The sequence below is a fragment of the Vibrio sp. 11-4(1) genome, assembly GCF_013048625.1.
GTDB classification, from domain to species: Bacteria; Pseudomonadota; Gammaproteobacteria; order Enterobacterales; family Vibrionaceae; genus Vibrio; species Vibrio diabolicus.
This window is the reverse complement of record NZ_VHSY01000001.1, coordinates 690,305-713,068: the sequence shown is the minus strand read 5'-3', so window position 1 is coordinate 713,068 and position 22,764 is coordinate 690,305. Positions and strand designations below refer to the sequence as shown.

At 44.5% G+C, this 22,764-nt stretch carries 25 protein-coding genes; 14 read left to right on the top strand and 11 right to left on the bottom strand.

Going from position 1 to position 22,764, the window contains the following annotated elements:
- Positions 1-74: 74 nt before the first annotated feature.
- Entirely contained in the window at positions 75-983 is a 909-nt protein-coding gene (locus tag FKN16_RS02990; protein ID WP_170901957.1) for an EamA family transporter, read from the top strand.
- Between the two features lie 47 nt (positions 984-1,030).
- Here FKN16_RS02990 and FKN16_RS02985 read toward each other — a convergent pair whose 3' ends face one another.
- Positions 1,031-1,582 carry a porin family protein gene (locus tag FKN16_RS02985; RefSeq protein WP_047008000.1) on the bottom strand — a complete coding sequence of 184 codons (552 nt, stop codon included), beginning with the start codon at positions 1,580-1,582 and terminating at the stop codon, positions 1,031-1,033.
- A gap of 52 nt (positions 1,583-1,634) precedes the next feature.
- The gene (locus tag FKN16_RS02980) at positions 1,635-2,543 is read right to left on the bottom strand and encodes a VirK/YbjX family protein (protein WP_046873855.1); all 909 of its coding nucleotides are present in this window, start codon (positions 2,541-2,543) and stop codon (positions 1,635-1,637) included.
- 424 nt (positions 2,544-2,967) lie between these two features.
- Between FKN16_RS02980 and FKN16_RS02975 the strand changes: the two genes are divergently transcribed.
- The 6 genes from FKN16_RS02975 (at position 2,968) to FKN16_RS02950 (ending at position 9,560) form a co-directional block, all read left to right on the top strand.
- Positions 2,968-3,327, top strand: a complete 360-nt coding sequence (locus FKN16_RS02975; protein WP_170901956.1) for a DUF3316 domain-containing protein — start codon at positions 2,968-2,970, stop codon at positions 3,325-3,327.
- 216 nt (positions 3,328-3,543) lie between these two features.
- The gene (locus FKN16_RS02970; RefSeq protein WP_170901955.1) at positions 3,544-4,944 is read left to right on the top strand and encodes an FAD-dependent oxidoreductase; all 1,401 of its coding nucleotides are present in this window, start codon (positions 3,544-3,546) and stop codon (positions 4,942-4,944) included.
- A gap of 113 nt (positions 4,945-5,057) precedes the next feature.
- The gene (locus FKN16_RS02965; protein ID WP_005395332.1) at positions 5,058-6,182 is read left to right on the top strand and encodes a M14-type cytosolic carboxypeptidase; all 1,125 of its coding nucleotides are present in this window, start codon (positions 5,058-5,060) and stop codon (positions 6,180-6,182) included.
- 457 nt (positions 6,183-6,639) lie between these two features.
- Positions 6,640-7,620 carry an OmpA family protein gene (locus tag FKN16_RS02960; protein ID WP_005395330.1) on the top strand — a complete coding sequence of 327 codons (981 nt, stop codon included), beginning with the start codon at positions 6,640-6,642 and terminating at the stop codon, positions 7,618-7,620.
- 136 nt (positions 7,621-7,756) lie between these two features.
- Positions 7,757-8,626: a LysR substrate-binding domain-containing protein gene (locus FKN16_RS02955; RefSeq protein WP_170901954.1), complete on the top strand. Its 870-nt coding sequence runs from the start codon at positions 7,757-7,759 to the stop codon at positions 8,624-8,626.
- A gap of 160 nt (positions 8,627-8,786) precedes the next feature.
- Complete coding sequence (locus FKN16_RS02950) at positions 8,787-9,560, top strand: aminoglycoside phosphotransferase family protein (RefSeq protein ID WP_170901953.1); 774 nt, start codon at positions 8,787-8,789, stop codon at positions 9,558-9,560.
- Here FKN16_RS02950 and FKN16_RS02945 read toward each other — a convergent pair.
- Positions 9,557-10,432, bottom strand: a complete 876-nt coding sequence (locus FKN16_RS02945; protein ID WP_170901952.1) for a LysR family transcriptional regulator — start codon at positions 10,430-10,432, stop codon at positions 9,557-9,559. The genes FKN16_RS02950 and FKN16_RS02945 overlap by 4 nt on opposite strands.
- Before the next feature lie 256 nt (positions 10,433-10,688).
- On the opposite strand from FKN16_RS02945, the gene FKN16_RS02940 reads away from it, so the two are divergent.
- On the top strand, positions 10,689-10,925 hold the full coding sequence (locus FKN16_RS02940) for a hypothetical protein (RefSeq protein ID WP_170901951.1): 237 nt from the start codon (positions 10,689-10,691) through the stop codon (positions 10,923-10,925).
- Between the two features lie 77 nt (positions 10,926-11,002).
- On the opposite strand, the gene FKN16_RS02935 is transcribed toward FKN16_RS02940, so the two are convergent.
- Together FKN16_RS02935 and FKN16_RS02930 are read right to left on the bottom strand one after the other, a co-directional pair.
- On the bottom strand, positions 11,003-12,499 hold the full coding sequence (locus FKN16_RS02935; protein ID WP_170901950.1) for an MFS transporter: 1,497 nt from the start codon (positions 12,497-12,499) through the stop codon (positions 11,003-11,005).
- Positions 12,500-12,833: 334 nt separating this feature from the next.
- Positions 12,834-14,204 carry an L-serine ammonia-lyase gene (locus FKN16_RS02930; protein ID WP_005395319.1) on the bottom strand — a complete coding sequence of 457 codons (1,371 nt, stop codon included), beginning with the start codon at positions 14,202-14,204 and terminating at the stop codon, positions 12,834-12,836.
- A 131-nt stretch (positions 14,205-14,335) separates the two neighbouring features.
- Here FKN16_RS02930 and FKN16_RS02925 point away from each other — a divergent pair, with 131 nt between their 5' ends.
- Entirely contained in the window at positions 14,336-15,178 is an 843-nt protein-coding gene (locus FKN16_RS02925; protein ID WP_170901949.1) for a YdcF family protein, read from the top strand.
- Here FKN16_RS02925 and FKN16_RS02920 read toward each other — a convergent pair.
- Together FKN16_RS02920 and FKN16_RS02915 are read right to left on the bottom strand one after the other, a co-directional pair.
- The gene (locus FKN16_RS02920; RefSeq protein ID WP_139060786.1) at positions 15,168-15,824 is read right to left on the bottom strand and encodes a hypothetical protein; all 657 of its coding nucleotides are present in this window, start codon (positions 15,822-15,824) and stop codon (positions 15,168-15,170) included. The two genes, FKN16_RS02925 and FKN16_RS02920, sit on opposite strands and share 11 nt — an antisense overlap.
- Positions 15,825-16,073: 249 nt before the next feature.
- Positions 16,074-16,340: a DUF333 domain-containing protein gene (locus tag FKN16_RS02915; RefSeq protein WP_005395313.1), complete on the bottom strand. Its 267-nt coding sequence runs from the start codon at positions 16,338-16,340 to the stop codon at positions 16,074-16,076.
- Positions 16,341-16,618: 278 nt separating this feature from the next.
- Here FKN16_RS02915 and FKN16_RS02910 point away from each other — a divergent pair, with 278 nt between their 5' ends.
- Positions 16,619-17,137: an NUDIX hydrolase gene (locus FKN16_RS02910; protein ID WP_005395311.1), complete on the top strand. Its 519-nt coding sequence runs from the start codon at positions 16,619-16,621 to the stop codon at positions 17,135-17,137.
- Between the two features lie 436 nt (positions 17,138-17,573).
- Here the strand turns inward: FKN16_RS02910 and FKN16_RS02905 are convergent, their stop codons facing one another.
- The 4 genes from FKN16_RS02905 to flgA form a co-directional block, all read right to left on the bottom strand.
- On the bottom strand, positions 17,574-18,320 hold the full coding sequence (locus FKN16_RS02905; RefSeq protein WP_104972265.1) for a lytic transglycosylase domain-containing protein: 747 nt from the start codon (positions 18,318-18,320) through the stop codon (positions 17,574-17,576).
- Positions 18,301-18,738 carry a flagellar export chaperone FlgN gene (gene flgN, locus FKN16_RS02900; RefSeq protein ID WP_006741304.1) on the bottom strand — a complete coding sequence of 146 codons (438 nt, stop codon included), beginning with the start codon at positions 18,736-18,738 and terminating at the stop codon, positions 18,301-18,303. Before flgN ends, FKN16_RS02905 begins: the two co-directional genes overlap by 20 nt.
- Positions 18,739-18,758: 20 nt before the next feature.
- Entirely contained in the window at positions 18,759-19,040 is a 282-nt protein-coding gene (gene flgM, locus FKN16_RS02895; RefSeq protein ID WP_005395308.1) for a flagellar biosynthesis anti-sigma factor FlgM, read from the bottom strand.
- Between the two features lie 135 nt (positions 19,041-19,175).
- Positions 19,176-19,973, bottom strand: a complete 798-nt coding sequence (gene flgA, locus FKN16_RS02890; protein WP_047008010.1) for a flagellar basal body P-ring formation chaperone FlgA — start codon at positions 19,971-19,973, stop codon at positions 19,176-19,178.
- A gap of 77 nt (positions 19,974-20,050) precedes the next feature.
- On the opposite strand from flgA, the gene flgB reads away from it, so the two are divergent.
- Genes flgB through flgE form a run of 4 tightly spaced genes read left to right on the top strand, consistent with a single transcriptional unit; the run spans position 20,051 to position 22,757 of the window.
- The gene (flgB, locus tag FKN16_RS02885) at positions 20,051-20,413 is read left to right on the top strand and encodes a flagellar basal body rod protein FlgB (protein WP_005395306.1); all 363 of its coding nucleotides are present in this window, start codon (positions 20,051-20,053) and stop codon (positions 20,411-20,413) included.
- Between the two features lie 2 nt (positions 20,414-20,415).
- Positions 20,416-20,850 (top strand): flagellar basal body rod protein FlgC, encoded by a 435-nt coding sequence (flgC, locus tag FKN16_RS02880; protein ID WP_005395305.1) that lies wholly within the window; start codon positions 20,416-20,418, stop codon positions 20,848-20,850.
- Positions 20,850-21,533, top strand: a complete 684-nt coding sequence (flgD, locus tag FKN16_RS02875) for a flagellar hook assembly protein FlgD (RefSeq protein WP_170901948.1) — start codon at positions 20,850-20,852, stop codon at positions 21,531-21,533. Before flgC ends, flgD begins: the two co-directional genes overlap by 1 nt.
- A 27-nt stretch (positions 21,534-21,560) precedes the next feature.
- On the top strand, positions 21,561-22,757 hold the full coding sequence (flgE, locus tag FKN16_RS02870) for a flagellar hook protein FlgE (protein WP_046873843.1): 1,197 nt from the start codon (positions 21,561-21,563) through the stop codon (positions 22,755-22,757).
- Positions 22,758-22,764 lie beyond the last annotated feature (7 nt).

Here is a 22,764-nt window from a genome sequence, read left to right as displayed (position 1 = left end):
AAGGCTCCATATTGGGGCCTTTGTTGTACCCAAGCACCTTGAGGGTATCTAAATATCATAAACAGGAAAACGGAATGGATCTCTTGGCAATCGCACTCGTTGTATTGTCTGCGATTATGCATGCTGGCTGGAATATTCTTGGTAAAAGCAATGCTGGTTCAGGGCTCGCGTTTACGATGGCGGCAAGTTTATCTGCTTGCCTTCTGCTCACTCCTTATCTTATTTGGTATCTCTTTAACATTGGCTGGACGACGTTGCCCAACGTGTTTTGGGGAATGTTGTTTATCAGTGGTTTATCTCAAATCGTCTATTTGATTGGTTTGATCGTGGCCTACAAGCACGCTGATGTGGGAGTTATTTATCCCATTGCGAGAGCACTTCCTGTAATGATGGTGGGCGCACTCACCGTCGCCTTAGGTTATGAGTTGAATGCTCAGCAGTGGTTGGGTTTCCTGCTTATTACTTTAGGTTGTGTCCTAGTTCCAGTAACCAGTTTTCGTCAAATTACTCTTGGGGAGTACCTGAATGTTGGTGTGTTTTGGGCCTTGATTGCGGCGTTTGGCACGACGGGTTACTCCGTTGTGGACAAGCAAGCACTGAATCTGCTAACTCAACAAACATCGACCATTCTTAACGACCACTATAGCGCGATTTTTTATCTAGGCGTGCAGTTTTGGGTTATGGGAGTACCGGTTTTATTGTGGTGTATTGTTTCGGGGAGTCAGCAAGAACTACAAACCGCTTGGATGATTCGCAAAAGTGCGAGTATGGCTGGCATCATGATGGCATCAACCTACGGCTTGGTGCTGTTTGCGATGACTATGACTGATAACGTCAGCCTTGTTGTGGCTTTGCGACAAATCAGCATTGTATTTGGTTTATTAATGGGCGTTTGGTTGTTGGCTGAAAAATGGTATTTCACGCGAGGCGTCGGGGTGCTGTTGATCCTGAGCGGAATCATTCTGTCATTGAGCCCTGCTTGAGGTATAAGGCACCGATGTCGATTCGGTGCCTTGGCACAGCTAAATTTTTAAAATCGCAATTGTGCACCAAACATCACACCGCCAGAATCAAAATCGCTATTCTTGGCGTAGTTGTACTCTAAGTTCAAACCAAAGTGTTTATAGGCCCAAGCGACACCAGCAGCGGCTTCTCCGCCAAGACTAGACTCGTCATATTCTTTATTCTGACCATTGTTTTTAAGCGTGTAACTTAACGTGTAGTAAGTGATACCGCCTTTCCCGTAAAGCTCAAAGCCAGCTCCCAGAGGGTAACTTGCGTAACCGCTGAGTCGAGGTCCGCCATAACTGACATCGGTGATTTCTGTTAAGGGACTGATAAGTACGGAGCCAATGCCGTTAAATGCGCCCTTATAGCCAGCTTCAATGCCAAAGTTGTGATCGAACATGTAACGGTAATATACATCACCAAGGAACATGTCACCTTCATCATGGCTATTGTTCACATCGTAACTAACATTACCGTAGCCTAAATTTGCTCCAACAACATGTTGGGTTGGTTGTGCATGAGCCGTTAAGGAAAGTGCGGATAGTAAGCATGCAACGGCGTACTTGTAAGACATAAAAACTCCGAATCATAAAATGAAAAAACAAAACGTCATGTGGTGCGTTGGGTTAACGTAGCCTTGTCATGAACTCCGCTTTGGTATTGTCTAACCATTCGTAACGACGTCGATACATCGAACGCTTAGAACGCGACATGCCTTCAATATCACGACGCGGGGCATTCACATCGAGTGAGTAGAAATGACGGTTGTATTCGGTGCCGCCCAACTCTTGCCAGAGTGCATCGTAATCGGTTTTGATTCGTCCTTTACTGTAGCGTCGTGCAGCATAAGTATGGGATTGTGTTTTTACCGCTAGAATCGTATTCACTTCCCAAATTTGCGCGAGTAAAGTGAGCAAACTCACCATCAAGCTTTTTGGTCTTTGCCCGTAAAGTTTACGAGTTAACTTTTTAATTTTCGCGTTGTTCTCTTCACTGCTGCGTGGCCCTTGCAAGCCGCCAATCATAATGCTGCGTCCAGATTCTATGTGGCCGAGAGTAAATGAGAGCGTATAGAAGTTGCCATCTTCCGCGCTGTGTAGCACTAGGCTCATGTCGCCTTCTTTTTGGTAACGCGCTTCGTACACCAATCGCACAGAGTACAATGTCTCGTCGATTTCAAATGATGTTAATGTTAAGCCAGTCGAATCGGTATAGATCTCTTCAATGGTCTGTTTAGAAAACAGCTCTGAAATGGTTTTGTAGTGATCAACCACTAGGTTTGAACGATCGAAAGCTGAGTTATTTTTGATGATGTAGGGACGAAACGGTTTTTCTAAAAAGCGGTGCGTACGAGCACAAAGCATCTCTAGCAATGACGATTCAATATTATCTGACAGGTGCTTAAACGCTCGTTTGTAGTAAAGTGCGCGCAAGATGAACTTCGCTCTGTAGGTCCAAATTGGCTTATAGACATCAGCATAATCATCTGAGTAAATTGATTTGCTATGGTAAAAAATGGATTTGTTCGCGGTCATTTTCACTCCAGATTAACGTGTGCTCAACAGCCACAATTAAGAACCGACGGACGAGCAGCGAAGAACCCGAAAAAGGGGGAAATGCAAAGCACTACTAAAAGGGGAGGTTTTGCTGTGCCCGACGTTTATATAAGGTTTTGAACACTGTTCTTTTGTTGGGATTCTAAGAGAAAATTGACCTTAGGTATTGTATGGGTTGGTAAGGAAATGTCAGTTTGGAAGCCACTTTGAACGTTGTGACTACGAGGTAGAAAAATGCTCGTGTTGGCAGAGTATGATGCCGTGTTGCTAAGTTAAAGTGAAATGAGTTGAACAAGAATTGAACGTTATTTGAAATTATTTTGACGTGTTTCTGGTCTTTATACGTACCTTATAAATATCGAGCCAATTTAGGCCCGATATAAAGGTAAGTAAGGAGAGGTTTATGAAACGCTTAATGACTTTAGCAAGTATGATTGCTCTGACTGCTGCACCTTCTGTTGTTTTTGCTGGTGGCTATCAGTGGACAAACGATACCGAAACGATCCATGGTGATGTTATGGATAGCAAACAAGCGGCTTATGAAATAGGTCGTGACATGATTCAGAACTATCAAAGCAAATCACCAGGTCAGCTTCGTGACGAGTTTACAAGCCTTACAGAGTATGTTGATCGCCAGTCGTTTTCTATCACTGACTCAAAAGTCATGGTGAATGAGTTCTTGCAAAGTGACGGGCAAGTTGTATACCAGCCTATTCTCAATGTTCAATACGAGTACCGCATGCGTGAAACCGGTAAATACTAACCAGTAAGACGGTCTCGATTTTCCGATAATTTATATCCTTGCTGTTTGTTTTGGGGAGCGCTGCTCCCCATTTTTGTATTCATTGATAGCGGAAACTTCCACTCTCTCAGCGCAACATTTGCTATCGCTCAGCGTTAGATATTCTTGCTCGTTGATTGTGCTCATCGTTTGTAAAGTGTTTACAGAAACGATGCAACGCACTAACAAGGATATCCGATGACACATAGTTCATACTGGTTCAAACAGGCCATTGAAGCTGAACAGCCAGAAACGCCGCAACCATTACATCAAAATATTGATACCGATGTTGCTATTGTCGGTGGTGGCTACACCGGACTTTGGACAGCGATTATGATTAAGCAGCAATCTCCTGAAAAACAGGTGGTTGTTATCGAAAAGGGCTTGTGTGGCAGTGGGGCATCTGGCGCGAATGGCGGCTGTATGCTGACATGGTCTACCAAGTTCCCGACGTTAAAACGGTTATTCGGTGAAGAACATGCTGTTTGGTTGGTAAAAGAGTCGGAACAAGTGGTGTTGGAGATTGACGCATTTTGCAAGCAACATGGGATTGATGCACAGCTATCACTCAACGGTGTTTATTATACGGCGACAAACCGAGCGCAAGCTGGAGGAATGCAACCAGTTGTCGACGAGTTACAACGGCTAGATGTGAACAGTTGGCGTCGTTGCTCGGTGGAGGAACTGTGTGCTAATGCGGGTTCACCTCGCCATATTGAAGGCTACCACTCTCCGGTTGCTGCTAACGTACAACCCGCCTTACTTGCGCGAGGGTTACGCCGTATTGCTATTGATCTGGGTGTAGAAGTTTATGAGAACACGCCAATGACGCGTCTAGATTATGGAAAACCTGCCACCGTCTGTACACCTAAAGGAAACATTCAAGCGCAGCAGGTGGTGTTGGCATTAAATGCATGGATGGTGGAGCAGTTTAAACAGTTCAAAAACAGTATCGTGGTGGTCTCTTCCGACATGGTGATCACCAAGCCGCTTGGTGATACTTTGTCTCAATCTGGTTGGCAAGCGGGTTCGAGTGTGTTGGACTCACGCATCTTCGTACATTATTACCGAGATACGCCAGATGGCCGTTTGATGCTAGGCAAAGGCGGTAATCAGTTCTCTTTCAACAACCAAGTTGACGCGATGTTTAACAAGCCGACGCGTTATCAAACTCTACTAAAAAAATCATTCGACAACCTTTTTCCTCGCTTAAAAGGGGCTGAATTTGAGTACTCTTGGACTGGCGGTTCGGATCGTTCCGCAACTGGGTTTCCTTTTTTTGGCCAATTGGATGAGCAAAGTAATGTCTTTTACGGGTTTGGTTATTCAGGTAACGGCGTTGCCCAAACTCGAATGGGTGGAAAAATTTTATCGTCGTTGGTGTTAGGGCTAGATAACGAATGGACGCGAAGTGGTTTAGCGCAAGGACCGCTTGGGTATTTCCCAACAGAACCAATACGTTGGCTGGGAGCAATGATGGTACGAAATGCTGTTCGCCGAAAAGAGGAAGCGGAAGACAATGAGAAACATCCGTTTGTTTGGGATAAATGGCTAGCGAAACTCGCAGGACCAGCAGGCAAAGCGGATAAGCTCGACTAAACTGAAAACTTTAGCCACAAACGAGACAGTTTGCAGTGAAAGTCATTGGGGGGCAATGTACCCTTGTGGTAGCCTCTGTCTTTCAAGCTCAGATTTAAAAGGTGAGTAATATAATGAAAGTATTCAGCAACTTCGATAGCGGCAGCATTCACGTAGTGAAAGCAGACGACAAAAATGACATCCAACTTAAAATCCCTAATGACAATATGTCGGAATTCTACCAGTGGTTCCATTTCCGTCTAGAAACCGAAGCCGAGCAGTCGCACACGATCAAACTGCTTGATTTGGCTAAGTCGGCTTATCCAGAAGGGTGGCAAGGTTACGATGTCGTGGCGTCTTACGACCGTGAAGAATGGTTTCGTATACCAGCAGAGTTCGATGGCGACACGCTGACTTTCACTGTTATCCCTGAGCGTAGCTCAATTTACTTCGCGTACTTTGCGCCTTACACATACGATCGTCATTTAGATTTGTTACACATGGCACAAAGCGCGCACCACTGCCAACTAGAAACATTAGGCCACACATTAGACGGCAATGACATGAGCTTGCTAACGTTTGGTGAGCCGGAAGAAGGCAAAAAGAAAATCTGGATGATTGCACGCCAACATCCGGGTGAAACCATGGCTGAATGGTTCATGGAAGGTATGATCCAACGTCTACTGGACGAAAATGACACGGTTGCGCGTGCATTACTGGAAAAAGCAGTGCTTTACGTGGTACCAAACATGAACCCAGACGGTGGTATTCGCGGCCACTTGCGTACGAACGCGGTAGGCGTGAACTTGAATCGTGAATGGCAAACGCCATCAATGGAAAAGAGCCCAGAAGTCTACCTTGTGCGTCAGCGCATGCTGGAAACGGGTGTTGACATGTTTTTAGATATTCATGGAGATGAAGCGATACCGTATAACTTCGTCGCTGGCTCAGAAGGTATTCCTTCTTACGATGAAAATCTTGCCGCTTTAGAGGCATCATTTAAGCAAGCGCTACTGACTATTACCCCTGAATTCCAAGATGAGATTGGTTATGATAAAGATGAGCCGGGTAAAGCGAATTTGACGGTAGGCTCAAACTGGGTCGCGGAGCAGTTCAAATGCCTGTCGTACACGATCGAGATGCCATTTAAAGACAACAACAATCACCCAGATCCACTTTATGGTTGGTCACCAGAACGCAGTGTATTATTTGGGCAAGATGTCTTAGCTGCAACGCTTACCGTGGCGGATAAAATCTAGTTCGATAACTTAACGTCTGTTCATTATTTCGAAAACAGCTCATTTTAAATGAGCTGTTTTTTTATGCCTTCGGTATCCATTCTCTCCTGTAAAAATTTGTTGCCATTCACAGGCTTAAATGTCGATTCTTAAATTTGAGAAAATGGGTTTTTATGGTGATTTGCGTCACAGAAAACTGGCTATTTTGTGATATTCTCCGCAACGAATTGACTATGGCTAAACCAACGCAACGAGACTTTATTTCTCGGTTGGGTATGCGGATGAAGCTCATGAATAGATGGTCTTGAGGTTATCTTTCTCCGTTTTACGTCATTGGCGTTTGAATATCATTTTTTGATTCTTTCCTACGCTATTTAGCTATTTCTGTTCGAAGAAAAGAGAAAGTTACGGCTTCATATTTTACGGCAGTATGCTGCCTCGATGTGTTGCTTTGTGTACAAGAAAAAGGAAAAGAATAATGAAAAAAATCGCTATAGCAGTGGCTACTGTACTTGCTGGTGGTGTGATCTCAAACGTTGCACTTGCTGACACTTACATGGGCGGTAAAGTAGGTTACAACTCTCTAAATGATGCGTGTTACCTAAACGAACCTTGTGACGACGACAGTTTTGCAGCATCTATGCACCTGGGCTACAGCTTCAACGAGTACGTTGCAGCAGAGTACGGTGTTGATTACCTTGGTGACTTCACTGCAAACTTCAAAAAGCCGGGCCTAAACACCGTTGACGGTGATCTTTGGGCGTTGACTCTTGCTCCTAAATTCAACCTACCGCTAACGGATTCTTGGAATCTATTCGCGAAAGTTGGTGCTGCATACATGATGGCGGGTGACGAAAAAGATTTCGTACCAACAGGCTCTCTAGGTGCTGAGTACAAAATCAACTACAACTGGAGCCTACGTGCTGAATACCAACGTTACCAAGATATGTCTGATGACGTGATTGAAGATATGGATTCAGATTTCTTCGGTATTGGTTTTAACTACAAGTTCGGCTCTGAGCCAGTAGTTCAAGAAGAAGTGGTTGAGGAAGTAGTAGAAACACGCCCTGCAACACGTATTGTTGAGCATGTTTACCCTGCTCAAACAACAGCGACAGTACAATTCGACCTAGAAAGTGCAGAAGTGAAAGATGCATCGACCCTTTCTGGTACCGTTGATCTGATGAACACTTACCCACAAGCTCAAGTTGAGATCACGGGTTACAGTGATACGACGGGTTCTGCTGCGTACAACCAGCAACTTACAGAAAAACGCGCGAAAGCCGTTGCTGACGAGTTCCAAGCAAAAGGTATTGCGGCTGAGCGTATGACAGTGAAAGGCATGGGTGAAGCTAACCCAGTAGCAAGCAACGAAACACGTCAAGGTCGTCAAATGAACCGTCGTGTTGAAGTAGTTGTCCCTGCGTTTGAATACCAAACCACTGAGAAAGCAGAATAATTCCTGCTTAAGAGACAGTTCCAAAAGCCAGCGTGTATCACGCTGGCTTTTTTGATCCCGCTTAACAAACTCAGCACTTTCATCAATTTGTCATCACCAGTTCATACCATGGCTACTGAGTATTTGGGAGAGTGTTATGCAAAGTTTACCGCCGCTTAATTTGCTCCGAGCGTTTGAAGCCACGGCGCGATTACAGAGCTTCACTAAAGCCGCAGAGGAGCTCAATGTGACCCGTGCGGCCGTCAGTCAGCAGGTAAAATCGCTAGAACTGCAGTTAAATGCAACATTATTCGAGCGCAAGGGTACGCACCTTACGCTGACCAGCTCAGCAAAAGAATACTGGCCGGTGGTTAACCATGTGCTTCAAACCTTATCAACCTCGACCCATCATTTATTTACTCGCCCACAGAACAAGCAAATTACCTTACATGTCGCCCACAGTTTTTGCTCGCAATGGCTAATGCCAAGGCTGGCCGATTTTCAGCGTCAATTTCTAGATGTTTCCTTTAAGATCTCAACAACCGCGAATACGGTTCCAAACGCCAGTGCGATCGCAGATATAGAAATTATTAACGGAGATGGCGATTGGCAAGAACAACAAGCTATTCAGCTTACCCAAGAAAACTGGATCGTTGTAGCAAGCCCCGGCTTTATTCAGTTAAATCCGATTGATGACCTCACGAAGTTGTCTCAAACACCTAAAATCTGCACCGGCGGTTATCATGAATCTTGGCCGGTGTGGTTTGCGTACCAAGGTTATCAAGGCAAGGTGAGCAAAGTGATAGCCGAATTTGAACATTCACTGCTTGCTATTCAAGCTGCAACCAATCAACTTGGTGTCTTGCTGGTGAGAGACTTTCTTGTTGAGGATGAGTTGCAACAAGGGATATTAGTACAAATCGGAGATTGGCGTATGCCCAGCTCCGGCGCACACTATATGATGGTTAGAGCATCAGAAAAGTCACACGTAAACACCTTTGCCCAATGGTTAATACAAAGCCTTTGATGTTTACGGTCTATTTTTACAGCGGTACTTATTCTTGCGATTTACCTAACAAAATGCGCGGTTTCTTATAGGGTCAGTCAACCTTCTCTAAAAGCTTTGAGTGTATGATGATCTAGCTTTACGTTATCTGATGCGTACTTAATCCACACAGGATACTGTTATGGAAACAATGCAAGGCGGTAGAGAAAATGCCATCTATCGAAAAGGGAATTTGATATCTCGTCCTGCCAGTTATTGGACGATGACTATCCATCAGCTACTTACCTATCTTCATTCACGAGGCTTTACGGCATGCCCTAAAGCGGTTGGTATTGAGAAAGGAAAAGAGTGGGTTAGCTATGTCGAAGGAGAGACTGACAACTATCCATTGATTGGCAACATTGCTTCTGTTTCCGCGCTCCAATCTGCGGCAAAAATGTTACGCGATATGCACGATGCATCTGAGGGTTTCCTTAAGCAATATCAAAATGAAACGCTGCACTGGATGCGGCCACCACGAACACCACAAGAGGTGATTTGTCATGGTGATTTCATGCCATATAACGTGGCACTCCGTGGAGAGTTTGTCGTTGGTGTGTTTGATTTTGATACGGCGCATCCGGCGCCAAGAGTTTGGGACGTCGCTTTTTCGGTCTATGGTTGGGCACCATTTAAAACCGATGAGCACGATAAAATGGGCTGTTTGGAGCAACAAATTCAGCGCGCAAAACTTTTCTGTGACGCTTATGGCTGTTCGAGATTGGAACGGGAAGAGCTGGTGGAGGTGATGACACATCGACTCTCCGCGTTAGTTGATTATATGAGAGGGGTCGCAGCTCAAGGTGATGATAGGTTTCAAGCGAACCTAGAAGATTGCCATCATACCGCTTACCTCAACGATATCGAGTACCTAAGAAAACATAGACAAGTCATCACCCTAGGACTTTTAGGTTAGGGCTGGGTGATATCTTTAATGACATTGAATAACCACTGGTTTATCGGGGCTTGCTGTTGTGATCGACGACAGCTCATCACGTAGCGAACATCAAGCTCTAACCCGCCAGGAAGCGCGATACTTCGGCAGCCCTTAGGCACATGTCCACTCATGGTTATACCAAAATGATCCGTTTGTAGGAGCACTTTTTGAATCATCGCAGGATGTTCAATTTCTACCTTAGGTGTGGTTCTGAACCCCATATGATTGAGCCTTTCCAACAACGGGTATCGGTAGTCGTTCCATCCCGGCGTTTTGAAAAGTAAAAAGGGGTAGTTTTCTAGCTCTTGGAAATGTTGAGCGGGATGCTTATCTCGAACAAAAAATACGGCTTTTCCTCGACCTAGTTCGTTTTGAATAATTGACTGCGGAAGATCCTCATCAAAATAATGAATCGCAATAGCGTTTTCACCCTCAGTTAATCGCTTTTTCGCGTCGCTACCCCAACGTAAACAAGAGAACTTTGCTTTTGGGGCGTGTTTTAGTAATTCTAAGTAAAACTTGTCACCAAAGTAATCCCAAAACAATGTGTTCGCATAAATAGTGATCGAGCCGTCAAAATGAGCGGGTGAAAAACTCTGTGGTTTGATGGAATCAATACTGGTGAGGATTTGTTCAAAATGTGGCATGTTCGCTTCGACAAAAGCGGTCGGTTCAAAGCCATTTTTAGTCTGAATGAACAAAGGATCATCGAGCTGCGCTTTCATTTTTGTCAGGTTTTTGCTGATTGATCCTGATGTCTTTCCGAGTGAATCTGCCACCAATCGGACGCTACGTAACTCATACATCCGTTTTAGTACCAATACGTTTTGAATGTCCAGATTAATGCTCATACATCGTCTCATTTATCTTCTGCCGAGAAATCATATCTCTGAATTTCTGAATAAAAGACAACGTTCGGTCAATTTAAGCATGCTGTCGTATCTTATGGTTTATTGAAGGCGACGGTGGACAGCAAATATGCTTGGTCATATCAATTTAGTGGTTTGGATTTCCATTTGGTAAATGATGACTTTCCTCGTATGAACATGTTTCTGTTGTTACAGTTTTTTCATCGAAAGAAAGTAAGAACAAAAACAGAGGTGACGTATGAAAAAATTAATCGCACTTGGTTTGATGGTTTGCTCAACAAACATAGCATTAGCTGGCGATGGGTCATACACGGGCACGATTGATATGACGATGGCTACGAAAAATCAGGTCGACGTCGAGCGCGCAGATTCTCAACTGACGCTGAAAGGTCTAAATGAAACGGCTTATGGCGGGGTAATCATCCAAACGGATGCTGCTACACAAAAAATTGAACTTCGTGGTCGACGTGATTAATCGAACATGTTGTTGTTAAGAAAATGCCGCGAATATCGCGGCATTTTTTATATTTTGAGATAGGTAAATCATCAAACTCAGCTTTGAACTTCAACCCCAGCTTCGATCTCGACTGGTTGCGCTTGAGTATCGCTTTCTTTCGCCGCATCAAGCATCTTGCGAATAATGAGTGACGCTGCCATTGCGATAGCGACCATCACGACAGCAAGGACAGTGAGTAATTGGAAATAATCACCATATACGTTTTGTACAATGTCTTGTGTGATGGTCTGTCCTTTCTCTAACGCGATAGAGGTTGAGAATGCAGCACCAATAATACCGCTTAATGCGATTGCCACAGAAAATAGGCTCACAGAGAAGTTTTCGATGTGCTTCGGCGCGACGGAAAGAATAAACGCTACGACCATCGAACCCACGATGACTTCTGCAATCGCCTGGAAGAAGTGAATAGCGAGAAAGATTTCTGGCATGATCACGACATCTTCACCCACGGTAGTCACGGCAAACGTCAAGATACCAAACGCTATTGCGGTCAGTACAAATGCCAAGGCGATTTTTGTCGCGGTAGAGAGGTAGATATCTCGCTTTTCCAGCAACCCAAAAAAGCCAGCTACGATAGGACCACCAACCATACACCAAAGCGGGTTCATTGCCATTGCTGCTTCTGGTTCGAGCGGAATAAAACCAAATAGAGAGCCTTTTAATGTGTTGATAGCAACCATGTTCATCGAGGTCATCATTTGTCCGTAGTAAACAAAGAAACAGGTTGTCAGCAAGGTCACAATTAAGATGGTCCCCATCTTCAAAGACTCAGCTTTGCTTGCTTTAAGCATCAGAGATATGAAGTATGCGATCGCCGCCCCTCCGATGGCGTATACGATATTTTGGCCAATATCCATGTTTGAAAACATGAAAAATACCAACGCGATCATTGCCAATGAAATCAATGCAAAAAGTACCCAGTTTTTTAAACTTACGGTTTTTTGATCAAGCTCAGAGGCTACGCCAACAAGATCTTTGCGGAATACCAATAGCATGATCAATGCCGCTGCTGCCATAACAGCAGAGATGGTAAAACCGCCATTAAAGCCGATCACAAGGACAATCATTGGGAACAAATATTGACCTAAAAAGGCGCCAACATTATTCACTGAATAATTGATTGGGTATCCTTTTTCAAAATCTTCTTGTGATTTGAACGTTCGTTTATAGAGGCTAGGGTAAGAGGGTGACATCAGGCCGCGGCCATAACTGGCGAGCGCAATACCACACAGTGAAAGTGGAACGTTAGAAGCAGAAGCCCCCAACACGAGCAATACGTAACCGGATGCAAAAGCGAAATATGCGATAGAAAGTGAGCGATAAGCGCCTAAAAACTTATCTGCAATAAAGCCGCCCGCAATCGCGAAAAGTGGCCCGATCGCCGAAAAAGCACCAACGATCATCATCGTATCGGCTTCGTTGTAATTTAGATCCTCTAGAAAAAATCGAGTTAGACTTACTAATACACCGTAAAATGATAAGCCAAACATCATTTGGCAGAACATCATGGATTTATTGAGTTTATTCCACATAATTTTGTACTCACATTAGCGGAGAAAGGTAGGTATTGTTATTTCTATTAAATAGTAATGAAACGAAAGATTGAGTATTGAAATAATTGTCGCATAACGTGGAAATGCTGCACTATATTTTCTAATGCTTAGGTGACTAAGTGCTAATGTGTTGTTCTAGATCAATTTGAATAAAGCAGTGCTTAATTCTGTTTTTGTTGAATTTTGTTGTATTTATTACTGATTGGGACTAAAGGGGGTTTTATAGGATTACTGGCAAATAAAAAGAGGTCTTGCGAGAAAGGAAATTGCTGACGAAGTGCATCGCCAGCAATGATATAGCGGGCTTATTTGACTATTCGCATGGCGGTGCCATATGAATGACGGCCAAGCCACCTAAGGAAGTTTCACGGTATTTTTTGTTCATATCTTTACCAGTTTGATACATGGTTTCGATAACTTTATCTAATGAAATAAGGCATTTGCTCGTGCGCTTTAATGCCATACGTGAGGCATTAATGGCTTTCATTGCGCCCATGGCATTTCTTTCAATGCAAGGCACTTGAACCAAGCCGCCGATCGGGTCACAAGTCATTCCTAATGAATGCTCCATCGCAATTTCCGCAGCAATACAAATCTGCTCGTTACTGCCGCCTCTGAGCGCCGTTAAACCAGCGGCTGCCATGGATGAAGAAACCCCGACCTCTCCCTGACAACCCACTTCGGCGCCGGAAATTGACGCGTTAGTTTTGTATAAGATGCCGATAGCGCCAGCGACTGCAAGAAAATCTTTCAGCTGTTTAATATCAAGCTCTTTGATGAAGCGATGGTAGTACATCAATACCGCCGGAATCACCCCTGCAGCGCCATTAGTTGGAGAAGTAACGACTTGTCCGCCAGCTGCATTTTCTTCGCTAACCGCAAAGGCAAAGAGGTTAATCCAATCCATGATCTCCATTGGATCATTCTCAACTGCAGCGTTGGCTTCGAGCTTCTTCAAAAGGTTTGGTGCACGACGAGTGACATTGAGACCACCTTCTAAAATCCCTTCCGTATCGAAACCACGTTGCATGCAGAGCGACATCACTTTCCATATTTGTTCTGCTCTTTGGCTAATTTCTTCATCTGAGCGGAATGCCAGTTCGTTTTGTAGAATCATACCTCCCAAACTAAAACCGTTAGTCTCGGCTTTTTCCAGCATCTCATCCGCTGATGTGAAAGGAAATGGTACCGCGACTTCATCTTGTTGCGTGCCGTTTTCTAGTTCGTCAGCGGTGGCGATGAATCCGCCTCCGATGGAATAATAAATTTCAAACGCCACTTGGTCTCCCGCAGCGTCTAGTGCAGTAATCGTCATTCCGTTTTCATGCAGGGGAAGGTTGTCACTATGAAAGACGATGTCATGGTCGTAGCTAAACTCAATCTGGTGCGTACCAGCGAGCAGCAGCGTATTGTTGTCTATAGTATTTTGTAGCGCACTTTTAGCGCTACTCATTTTGATGGTATCGGGTTTATTTCCCATCAAACCAAGGACAGTGGCTCGGTCTGTGTGGTGCCCTCTACCAGTGAGCGATAATGAGCCATAAAGGTCCACTTGCACCCGATGCACTTTCGCCATAGAGTCGCTAACTAGTTGAGTGAAATGGAATCCGGCAAGCATAGGACCATTAGTGTGGGAGCTAGAAGGCCCGACACCAATCTTAAATATATCGAAAATCGACAGCATAATTGACTTCCTTTAGCAGTGAACCTTTATAAAGGTCTCTAGAACAGTGTTGTTAACTAGATGTTAAGGCCTGTAGGCCGGGAGTGAAAGAAGATTTTTGTAACACTGCCAACTAAGCGCGAGATTTTGAAATGAAGTTAGACAATGTGGTCATCGTTTTAGGTAAACGCCTCGTCAATAGCAGATTGACCGTTGAAGGGGTAACAAGAGTCGAAGCCTTATCTAATACGATTGCGTCATTGCCGACAGAGCGAACGGCGATTATTTTTTGTGGTGGATTAACGCAAGGCCAATGCATTTCTGAAGCAGATGCAATGTACAGTTATTTTAAATCTCTAAATGCGGCCGCTGTGCATCCGTTCCCTGAACATCAAGTACTTTTAGAAAATCGTTCTTTAAATACGTTTCAGAACATGCGTTACGCTTCTCGCGTTTTGTGTGATAGTGGTTTGTTCCAGTTATGGTCAGCGCGTTCGGTTGAGGTCACCTTGTTGTCGAATGACTACCACCTTGAGCGAATCATAGAAATCCAAACCTTGATGGATGAGCAGGGATTATTACGAGTACTAAAATCTGAGTGCGCCTCCATGGGCGTTACTCTCAACTTACCATTGGATATCAACAAACATATCAGCGTACCATACCCACATAAAGGGTCTGTGGCGGTGGCATTTTTATTACTGGATGAACTCACGACTTACCGAGTTTATTTAGAAGGGGTCAAGCAGGGAGCATTTTTACGAGACTTATCGGTTGTCCGAAAGAAGCCGCTTATGATCGCTAGACATGCCATTCAGCAATTGCTCGCTTTACCACTCGATAAAGATAGTTTGCAACAGATTGAAGATATGAAAAAGGCCATCGAAATGACGGCCTTGGATGAATCTGTAGGAGCTGCGGAACAAGCGTTAAGGATCGTTCATCCGATATTAACTGCATTGAACCGCCGCTTGGATCCTGAGTCTATTCATTAAGTTCGCGTTTTGTGCGGACTGCGCTCAATGCGATCAAACAGTAGCAAAGGAGTTCCATGCCTTCTTCCGAAATATTTTTAACATCACGGATGTAGTTCTCGTCCATCACTTGTTGCCAAAAACTGCCCATGCCATACAAGCGAGAGAAGACCAACAATAGCATCACGGCACCAATTAACAGTTTCATGTGGGGAACCGTTAAGATGGTCGCCATTTCGTTCATGGTACCTTTACCACCTTGGTAAGCTTTGGCGCAAGCCAGTGCGGTTACAGCTAGCGCAGGGAAAACCCAAGAACCATGACTAATCATGTCTGTCCAATAGTCTGTTTCACGAATAATGAGCACCGCGAAAAAGCCGGCAATCAAAATGGCAGCATGCTTTAGCTGAGGCTGTTGTTTAGATAGGCTAAAAAATGACCATGACGCAATCGCGAGCATCACAAGCTGGAGTGTTTCTGTTATGGAAAGCTCACCAAGGCTCGAACCCAACACGACATAATCAAGGCGAAGACTGAGGTTAACGAGAATACTGATAGCGACAATCATTAATGCGCTTAAACTCGATTTATAAATGATGCGCTTTGACTCTTCAGTAACAACGTTGCTTGGGGCTGACTCGGCTTCTTTTACTATTTGTGTTTTCATCTTGCTCACCTGTTCCAGAAAATGTGGAAGAAATGTGAATTAGTGTGATCTGTGTTTGGAATTTTATTGTCCAAGTGGAAAGTTATGTCAGAGGAATGTCAGGAATAGAACACTGTTCGATATAGTATCGATGTGCGGTAAAGTCAGAGGTATGTAAAAATGAAGTGAGAAAGTTTTGATAAATCAAATAAAAAAGGAGCCTAAAGGCTCCTAAGTGATAGAGGGAATCTGACGTGTCGACAAAAAAATTTAGTAGTCGCCACTCTCACTTTCTTTATGATTGTCGCGATAGTATTCCCATTGCTCGACACGATTATCGTCAGACAGCACGCAGTAAGTCACACGTTCGCCATTTTCCGAAACGGTATCCAACTCACCACCTTGCTGAACACAGTAAACGGCTGCAGGATTTGCGACGGAGGTATACTCAGTCGAGCGAGTGGCACCTTCGTAAGTTGAACAACCAGCCAGTACCAACGTTGCAGCCATAGCCATCATTAAATTTGTCTTTTTCATTCTTTATCTCCGCATGGGGTGGGCGAGTATTGTATTGATTATAGGCAACTTTCAGAGATTATTGTCTTATCGATGTTAAAAGTAAGAGGGGCGTATAAGAATTTAGATATTCTCATCTTTTACTGGTTATCACGTCACACTTCTATTTGTTGCGGATTGTTACGAAGGTTAGAACCGTTGCGTTCAAACCAATGTCTTGAACGCGTTTGGACCGACAACGATGATTTAAAGCGTGAAGTTCGGTAATATGCGCGCAAAACATGACAGTGGTATTTTCGATGAGACACTTAAAATCGACCGTTCATCCGGACATTGAGCACTTGGACGACAAAATTATTTTCCAGCGCAATGCGGCACGCGCCATCGTACTAGATGGTGAAGATGTGTTGTTGCTCTATACAGAGCGTTACCATGACTACACTTTACCAGGTGGTGGTATTGATGATGGTGAAGATGTGATTGCTGGACTAGTTCGTGAACTAGAAGAAGAAACCGGCGCGCAGAATATCCATGGTATTAAGCCTTTCGGGATCTTTGAGGAGTTTCGTCCTTGGTACAAAGACGACGCTGACGTAATGCACATGGTGTCGTATTGCTATACATGTAAAATCGATCGTGAGTTAGGCGAAACGGCTTATGAAGACTATGAAGTTAAAAATGGAATGCGACCAGTATGGATGAACATTCACGAAGCGATAGCGCACAATGAAAAGACCATGGCAGAAAGCCCGAAAAAAGGCATGAGCATCGAGCGCGAAACGTTTTTGCTTCAGTTGATTTCTAAAGAATTACTATAAATAACTTAGCTTGCCTCATAGTGACCTACCCTCTCGTTGTTCTGTTGATAGGTGAGACTTTAAATCGATAAAAAAAGTCCGGACTCCCCCCCGGAACCCGGACTTATTCCAGACGCGCAAGCGAAGCGTCATCTTGATATTTTAAATTTGTTTCGAACTATGAAAACAATAGCTGTTTTACATTTAGTGTGTAAATAATTATTAGGTCCAACCATTGGTTTTCATGTTTTTTGCAAACGCAATGTGACGCATATCTACCCAATTGGCAAGCGCAATTTGGGTATCTTTTAATAAACCACTACTCTTTCTTATCTTTGAGATACCTTACCTCAACTTTTTTGCACACGTTTGCATAGAGATCACGAGTTTTCAAATTGGCCGAACACGATCTTGTAATTTTACGTTTTTCTGACATTGGATTTTGTCGTGATTTTTATCACAAACTGACCAACGGAGGTAGTGGGCTAAAGTCGATCAGCGGTTGCGAAACCATCGGAGCATCTGAAGCAAATAAGTGTAAAGGTTGAAATGATGAGGATTGTAACTGACCGATATCTATCAACTTTTCCAGCGCGAAGAATCGACTAACGTATTGGCGAGTCTCTTTAGGTAGTGTGAGCTTCTGAAAGTCGTTACTGCCTGCTCGCTGAATAGCGCGTGCGACACGCCCTTCGCCTGCATTGTAGGCCGCTAATGTCAGCGCCATGTTTTGATCGAATTTGTTGTATAAAAACGTCAGATACTTGAGTGCTGCAGCTGTGCTTGCTTCTGTATCAAAGCGATCGTCTTGTTTTGTATCTACAGTCAACCCGAATCGTTGAGCTGTTGCTGGTATCAGTTGCCAAAGTCCGGCGGCGTTGGCATGAGAAACGGCTTTGGGGTTGTAAGAGGATTCCAACATTGGCACTAAGGCTAGACTCTTTGGTAAAGAGTGGCTTTGCAGTTGTTTGAAAATGTGATGAATCACCGGACTGGATGAATCGAGACGCTTGGCAATTTGTGGCTTGTATGGGGCTAAAACTTGATATTGCGTTTGAATATCAGCTGAGCTTGGTTTCGCCTGGCAGGTGATTGAAAGGCAGGATAGTAAGGCGATAAAAATAAAAAGGCCTACAGTACTCAGCCGAGATGGCGACTGAATCTGTAGGCAAGACGAACATCGTTTAGAACGATTTATCTTCATAAGTGTGTTGCACAGGTTGTTTGAGTTGACTGACCAACTCATGGAACGCCGCAGAGCTGTGGCCATTGCTCTGATTGTATTGTTGGCACTGACTTACCAACGTTTCCAATAGCGCCCATTGTTTTCTAGCTTGCATACCTATTTGGGCAGGCAAAGCATTGAAAATTCGTTTTACGCTGGCGTCATTACACGCTAACCCCAGCTCTCGCATACACTGGCTTCTATCACTGGCTGAGCGGCTAAGTTTATTGAGTATTGGCATTTGTTTCTGAACATTGTTGCTCAGTGCCTCACCATCAAACTTTAAGTACAACGTTTTTTGCTGTTGAAGCAAAGGGATAAGTTGTTGATAGAGCTTGATATCCTCAGGTATTGAGCGAATAAATTGTTGAATTCGCTGCGATACTGCGCTTGCCATGATCTCTTCCTAGTGTGTTATTACTCGTGACCTGTATGGAATTGCATGATCGCCTTTGATAGTGCTTTGGTATCTAGGCTAAGTTCGCCACGCGCTAATGCGTTACGTACTTGTTCTACTTTTTCCATATCAACATCAGGTAGTGATGCCATTTCAGCTTGAGCGCGATCTATCGCTACGGTATTCGCTTGAAATGCAGGCTCGTGTACCTTGCTCTGTTCGACGATGTCGACAGGCTGTTTGCTTGCTTGCTGTAATTTTGTTTGTGGGACATGACCGCCCGCGACTTTGTCGATTTTCATGCTGTGGTCCTCATCATCATGTTCTAAATTAAGTAGGCGGTTAGGATGTGATAAACATTAAATATTTTTTTTGTACTCGAAATTCAGCGTTACTGACGAGAGCCAAAATTAAAAAATGTTACTCTGAGTCCAAAATCAAAATTGAGTATGAACCTGGTTTAACCCGGTTACGACAGCTCTAATGACCTTGCCAGAACTTAGGTTTTCTACTTCAATTTGTTGCCCTTTCGCACCATCTTCTAAGGCGACTCCTTTCGTGCTGGCGCTAAATCCATTTTTGCTCGCAATCACTATGACTTCATTGCCTTTTTCGATTAAAGGTGGAGCCGATAAATTGGATGGGTTGACCACTTGCCCTGCACGTAAACGGCGAGAGGTTTCTAAGCCTATTGCTTGTCCTGGGCGAGTATAAAAATCGTCTTGTCGCGAGATGGTGCGCGTTTCCAGTTTAACGTGCTTGGCAGTCACAACTTCATTTCGACCGACCGTGGTTGTGGCAACCAAGACAGGCAGTGTCAGAGAAGATTTTATCGTGACGTTAATTCGCCAGGGTGAAGCGATGTCATCGCAACTTACTGAGCGCTTAAGGTTTCCAACTGGCAACGCTTGATTGTCGCGACCAGTGATGACCAGAGGCGACTCACACTCAGGTAGGTGATTCGCCGAGCCTGGTACCCACATGTCGAAATCCAGTTGGTATTCTCCCCACTGGTTAGAGTGAGCATTTTGGGCCACTTCTTGTTTGAAATGCTCTGCTACAACAGATTTTATCTCCTCAACGCTTAGGGTTCTGCCAGAGGTGTTGGCGAAAGTTTGTCCTGGTACTAGAGCAAGCAGAGTTAGCATTAATGTTGAGGAAGTAAGCACTTTCCCCTTGCTTTTAATGCTTTCCGTAAGCCGGAAGTTTGGCTTCCATCCTTGTTTGTAAATCATTGATATATATAACTATTTTTTATGGCACGCATCTTGTTTGTATGTTGGCGTATTCGAGCCAACTGTAAGGAAGATGCATGGCGATCACATTTGAAAATGCTTTAGGTGTACATCCAGAGGCACTTAATTTTCGCGTTCAGCGTACCAAAGTCCTTGCCAGTAACCTAGCAAATGTTGACACCCCTGGGTATTTGGCGAAAGACCTAAGTTTCACCACCGTAATGAACCAGGTGGCTGCAGGCGGTGTGAACAAACCAGTGCCTAAGTTTCAGGTTCAGGCCCAATACTCGGTGCCTTACCAGAACAGCAAAGATGGCAACACTGTAGAACTGGGTGTTGAACAAGCGAAATTCACGCAAAACAACATGGACTTTCAAACTAGCCTGACGTTTCTCAACATGAAATTTAATGGCTTAACGAAAGCGATTGAGGGACGTTAATTATGTCATTCACTGATATTTACTCGATCACTGGATCCGCGATGACGGCACAAACTGTGCGTCTTAACACGGTCGCCAGTAACTTAGCTAACGCGGATGCGGTGTCTGCAAATCCAGATGACGCTTATAAAGCGCTGAAGCCAGTATTCGCGACTGTGTACCAAAAAGCGCAGCTGACAACGGAAAACGGGGTTTATCCCAATGCTGAAGTTCGCATTGTTGACGTTGTGAAAAATGCGGGAGAAGCCGAGAAACGCTTTGAGCCAAACAACCCGTTGGCCAATGGTGAAGGTTATGTGTATTACCCAGATATCGATGTCGTGGCTGAAATGGCAGACATGATGTCAGCGACACGTAGCTTCGAAACCAATGTTGAAGTGTTATCAAATGTGAAAAGTATGCAGCAAGGTCTGCTTAGATTAGGGCAGGGCAGTTAATGAGTCTCGCACAATATACACCTTTATCGTCTGATGCTCCTGTGAACACTAAAGCAAAAGAGAACAATGGCATTGCACCAAACCCTAAAGATATGAACAGTGCTTCTTCATTAGAGAACGAATTCATTTCTTTGATGGTGGCGCAGATCCAAAACCAAGATCCACTTAACCCACTTGATGGCACTGAATACGTTGGTCAGTTGGCTCAATTCTCTCAAGTTCAAAGTACCGAGAATATGTCCAAGACAATGCAACAGAGCATGATTCTCCTCGACAACATGCAAGTGCTATCGACAGCGGGGCTCGTCGGACAAACTGTTTACGTCAACTCCAAAGAATTTGAGCTTGGCGAAGGCGTACAGAACGGAAAAATCGAACTCGCTCATAGCTCAAACCAAGTGACGTTAGTTGTGAAAGATGAGTTTGGTCAATCTACTAAAGTGCCATTAGGTGCTCACGGCAAAGGTGACGTCGACTTTTCAATTAATCCTGAAGAACTTGGTCTTAAACCAGGCAAATACTCAGTGGCAGTAGAAGTGCAAGAAGGGCAAGCAAGTCCAAATGTGCTCATGGCTGGCACTGTTGAGCAAGTGCGTATTCCAAATACTGGCGGCGCAGCATTAGTCAATGTCCATGGCGTTGGCAACGTTCCTTTCTATCAAATCACTCAGTTTGGTGCTTAACCAAATAGGGAAATCAGAGGTCTTTTTATGAGTTTTAACATCGCACTAAGTGGTCTGGACGCGACCAACACAGAGCTAAACACAATCAGTCACAACATTGCCAACGCATCAACGTATGGTTTTAAAGGTGGCCGCACAGAATTCTCCGCAGTATACAACGGCATGCAACCTGGTGGTGTAGAAGTCGCGTCAATTTCACAGAACTTCGACAAAGACGGCAGTATCTCAGGAACTGGCCGTGCGATGGACTTGGCGATCAACGGTGGCGGATTCTTTGTCACTAAAGACAATATGGGTCAAACGCTATACACGCGTTCAGGTGTATTCGCGACAGATAAAGATAACTTTGTTACAGCTAACAGTGGCGCAAAACTGCAAGGTTACAGTGTGGATAGCAACAACAACCTGATGACAGGCTCTGTGGGCAATATCCAAGTATCTACGTCATCACTGAATGCAAAAGCGACAGACGGTCTTGATTTTGTTGCAAACTTTGATGCAAGTGCGTCTGCCATTGATAAAACGGTAACGCCGTTTAATCCGGACGATCCAAACTCATTCAATTCGTCTTACACCACAAAAGTCTATGACTCGCTGGGTAACTCGCACACGGTAACCCAGTACTTCACTAAGACCGCTTCTAACTCTTGGGAAGTGAATGTTCAAGTGGATGGTGGCGCAACACCAGTGACAACGGTACCAGTAACGTTTGACAAAGACGGTTCGCTTTCTTCACCGACGGCTCCGTTTAATGTTTCATTCCCTGCGGCAGGCGCAAACGCGATGAGTGTCGACATTAACTTGAAAGGCAGCACGCAGTTTGGTGCGAAATTCGGCGTAAGTACTAACAGCCCGAACGGTTACACATCCGGTGAGCTTGCAGGTGTACGCGTTGAAGGTAATGGCATGGTTTACGCGACCTACACTAACGGCCAATCACAGCTGCAAGGTCAAGTTGTACTTGCAGACTTCGCCAACACACAAGGTTTAGCAAAAGTGAGTGGTACGGCATGGACTCAAAGCTTTAGCTCTGGTGCGCCAATCATGGGTGTCCCTGGTTCAGGTACGTTGGGTGATTTAACCCCAGGTGCGCTAGAAGGTTCTAACGTTGACCTAACCAGTGAGCTTGTGGCGCTTATGACCGCACAGCGTAACTACCAAGCAAACGCGAAAACCATCTCTACCAGCGACAAGCTAACTCAAGCTTTGTTTAACGCGGTGTAATGGGAGT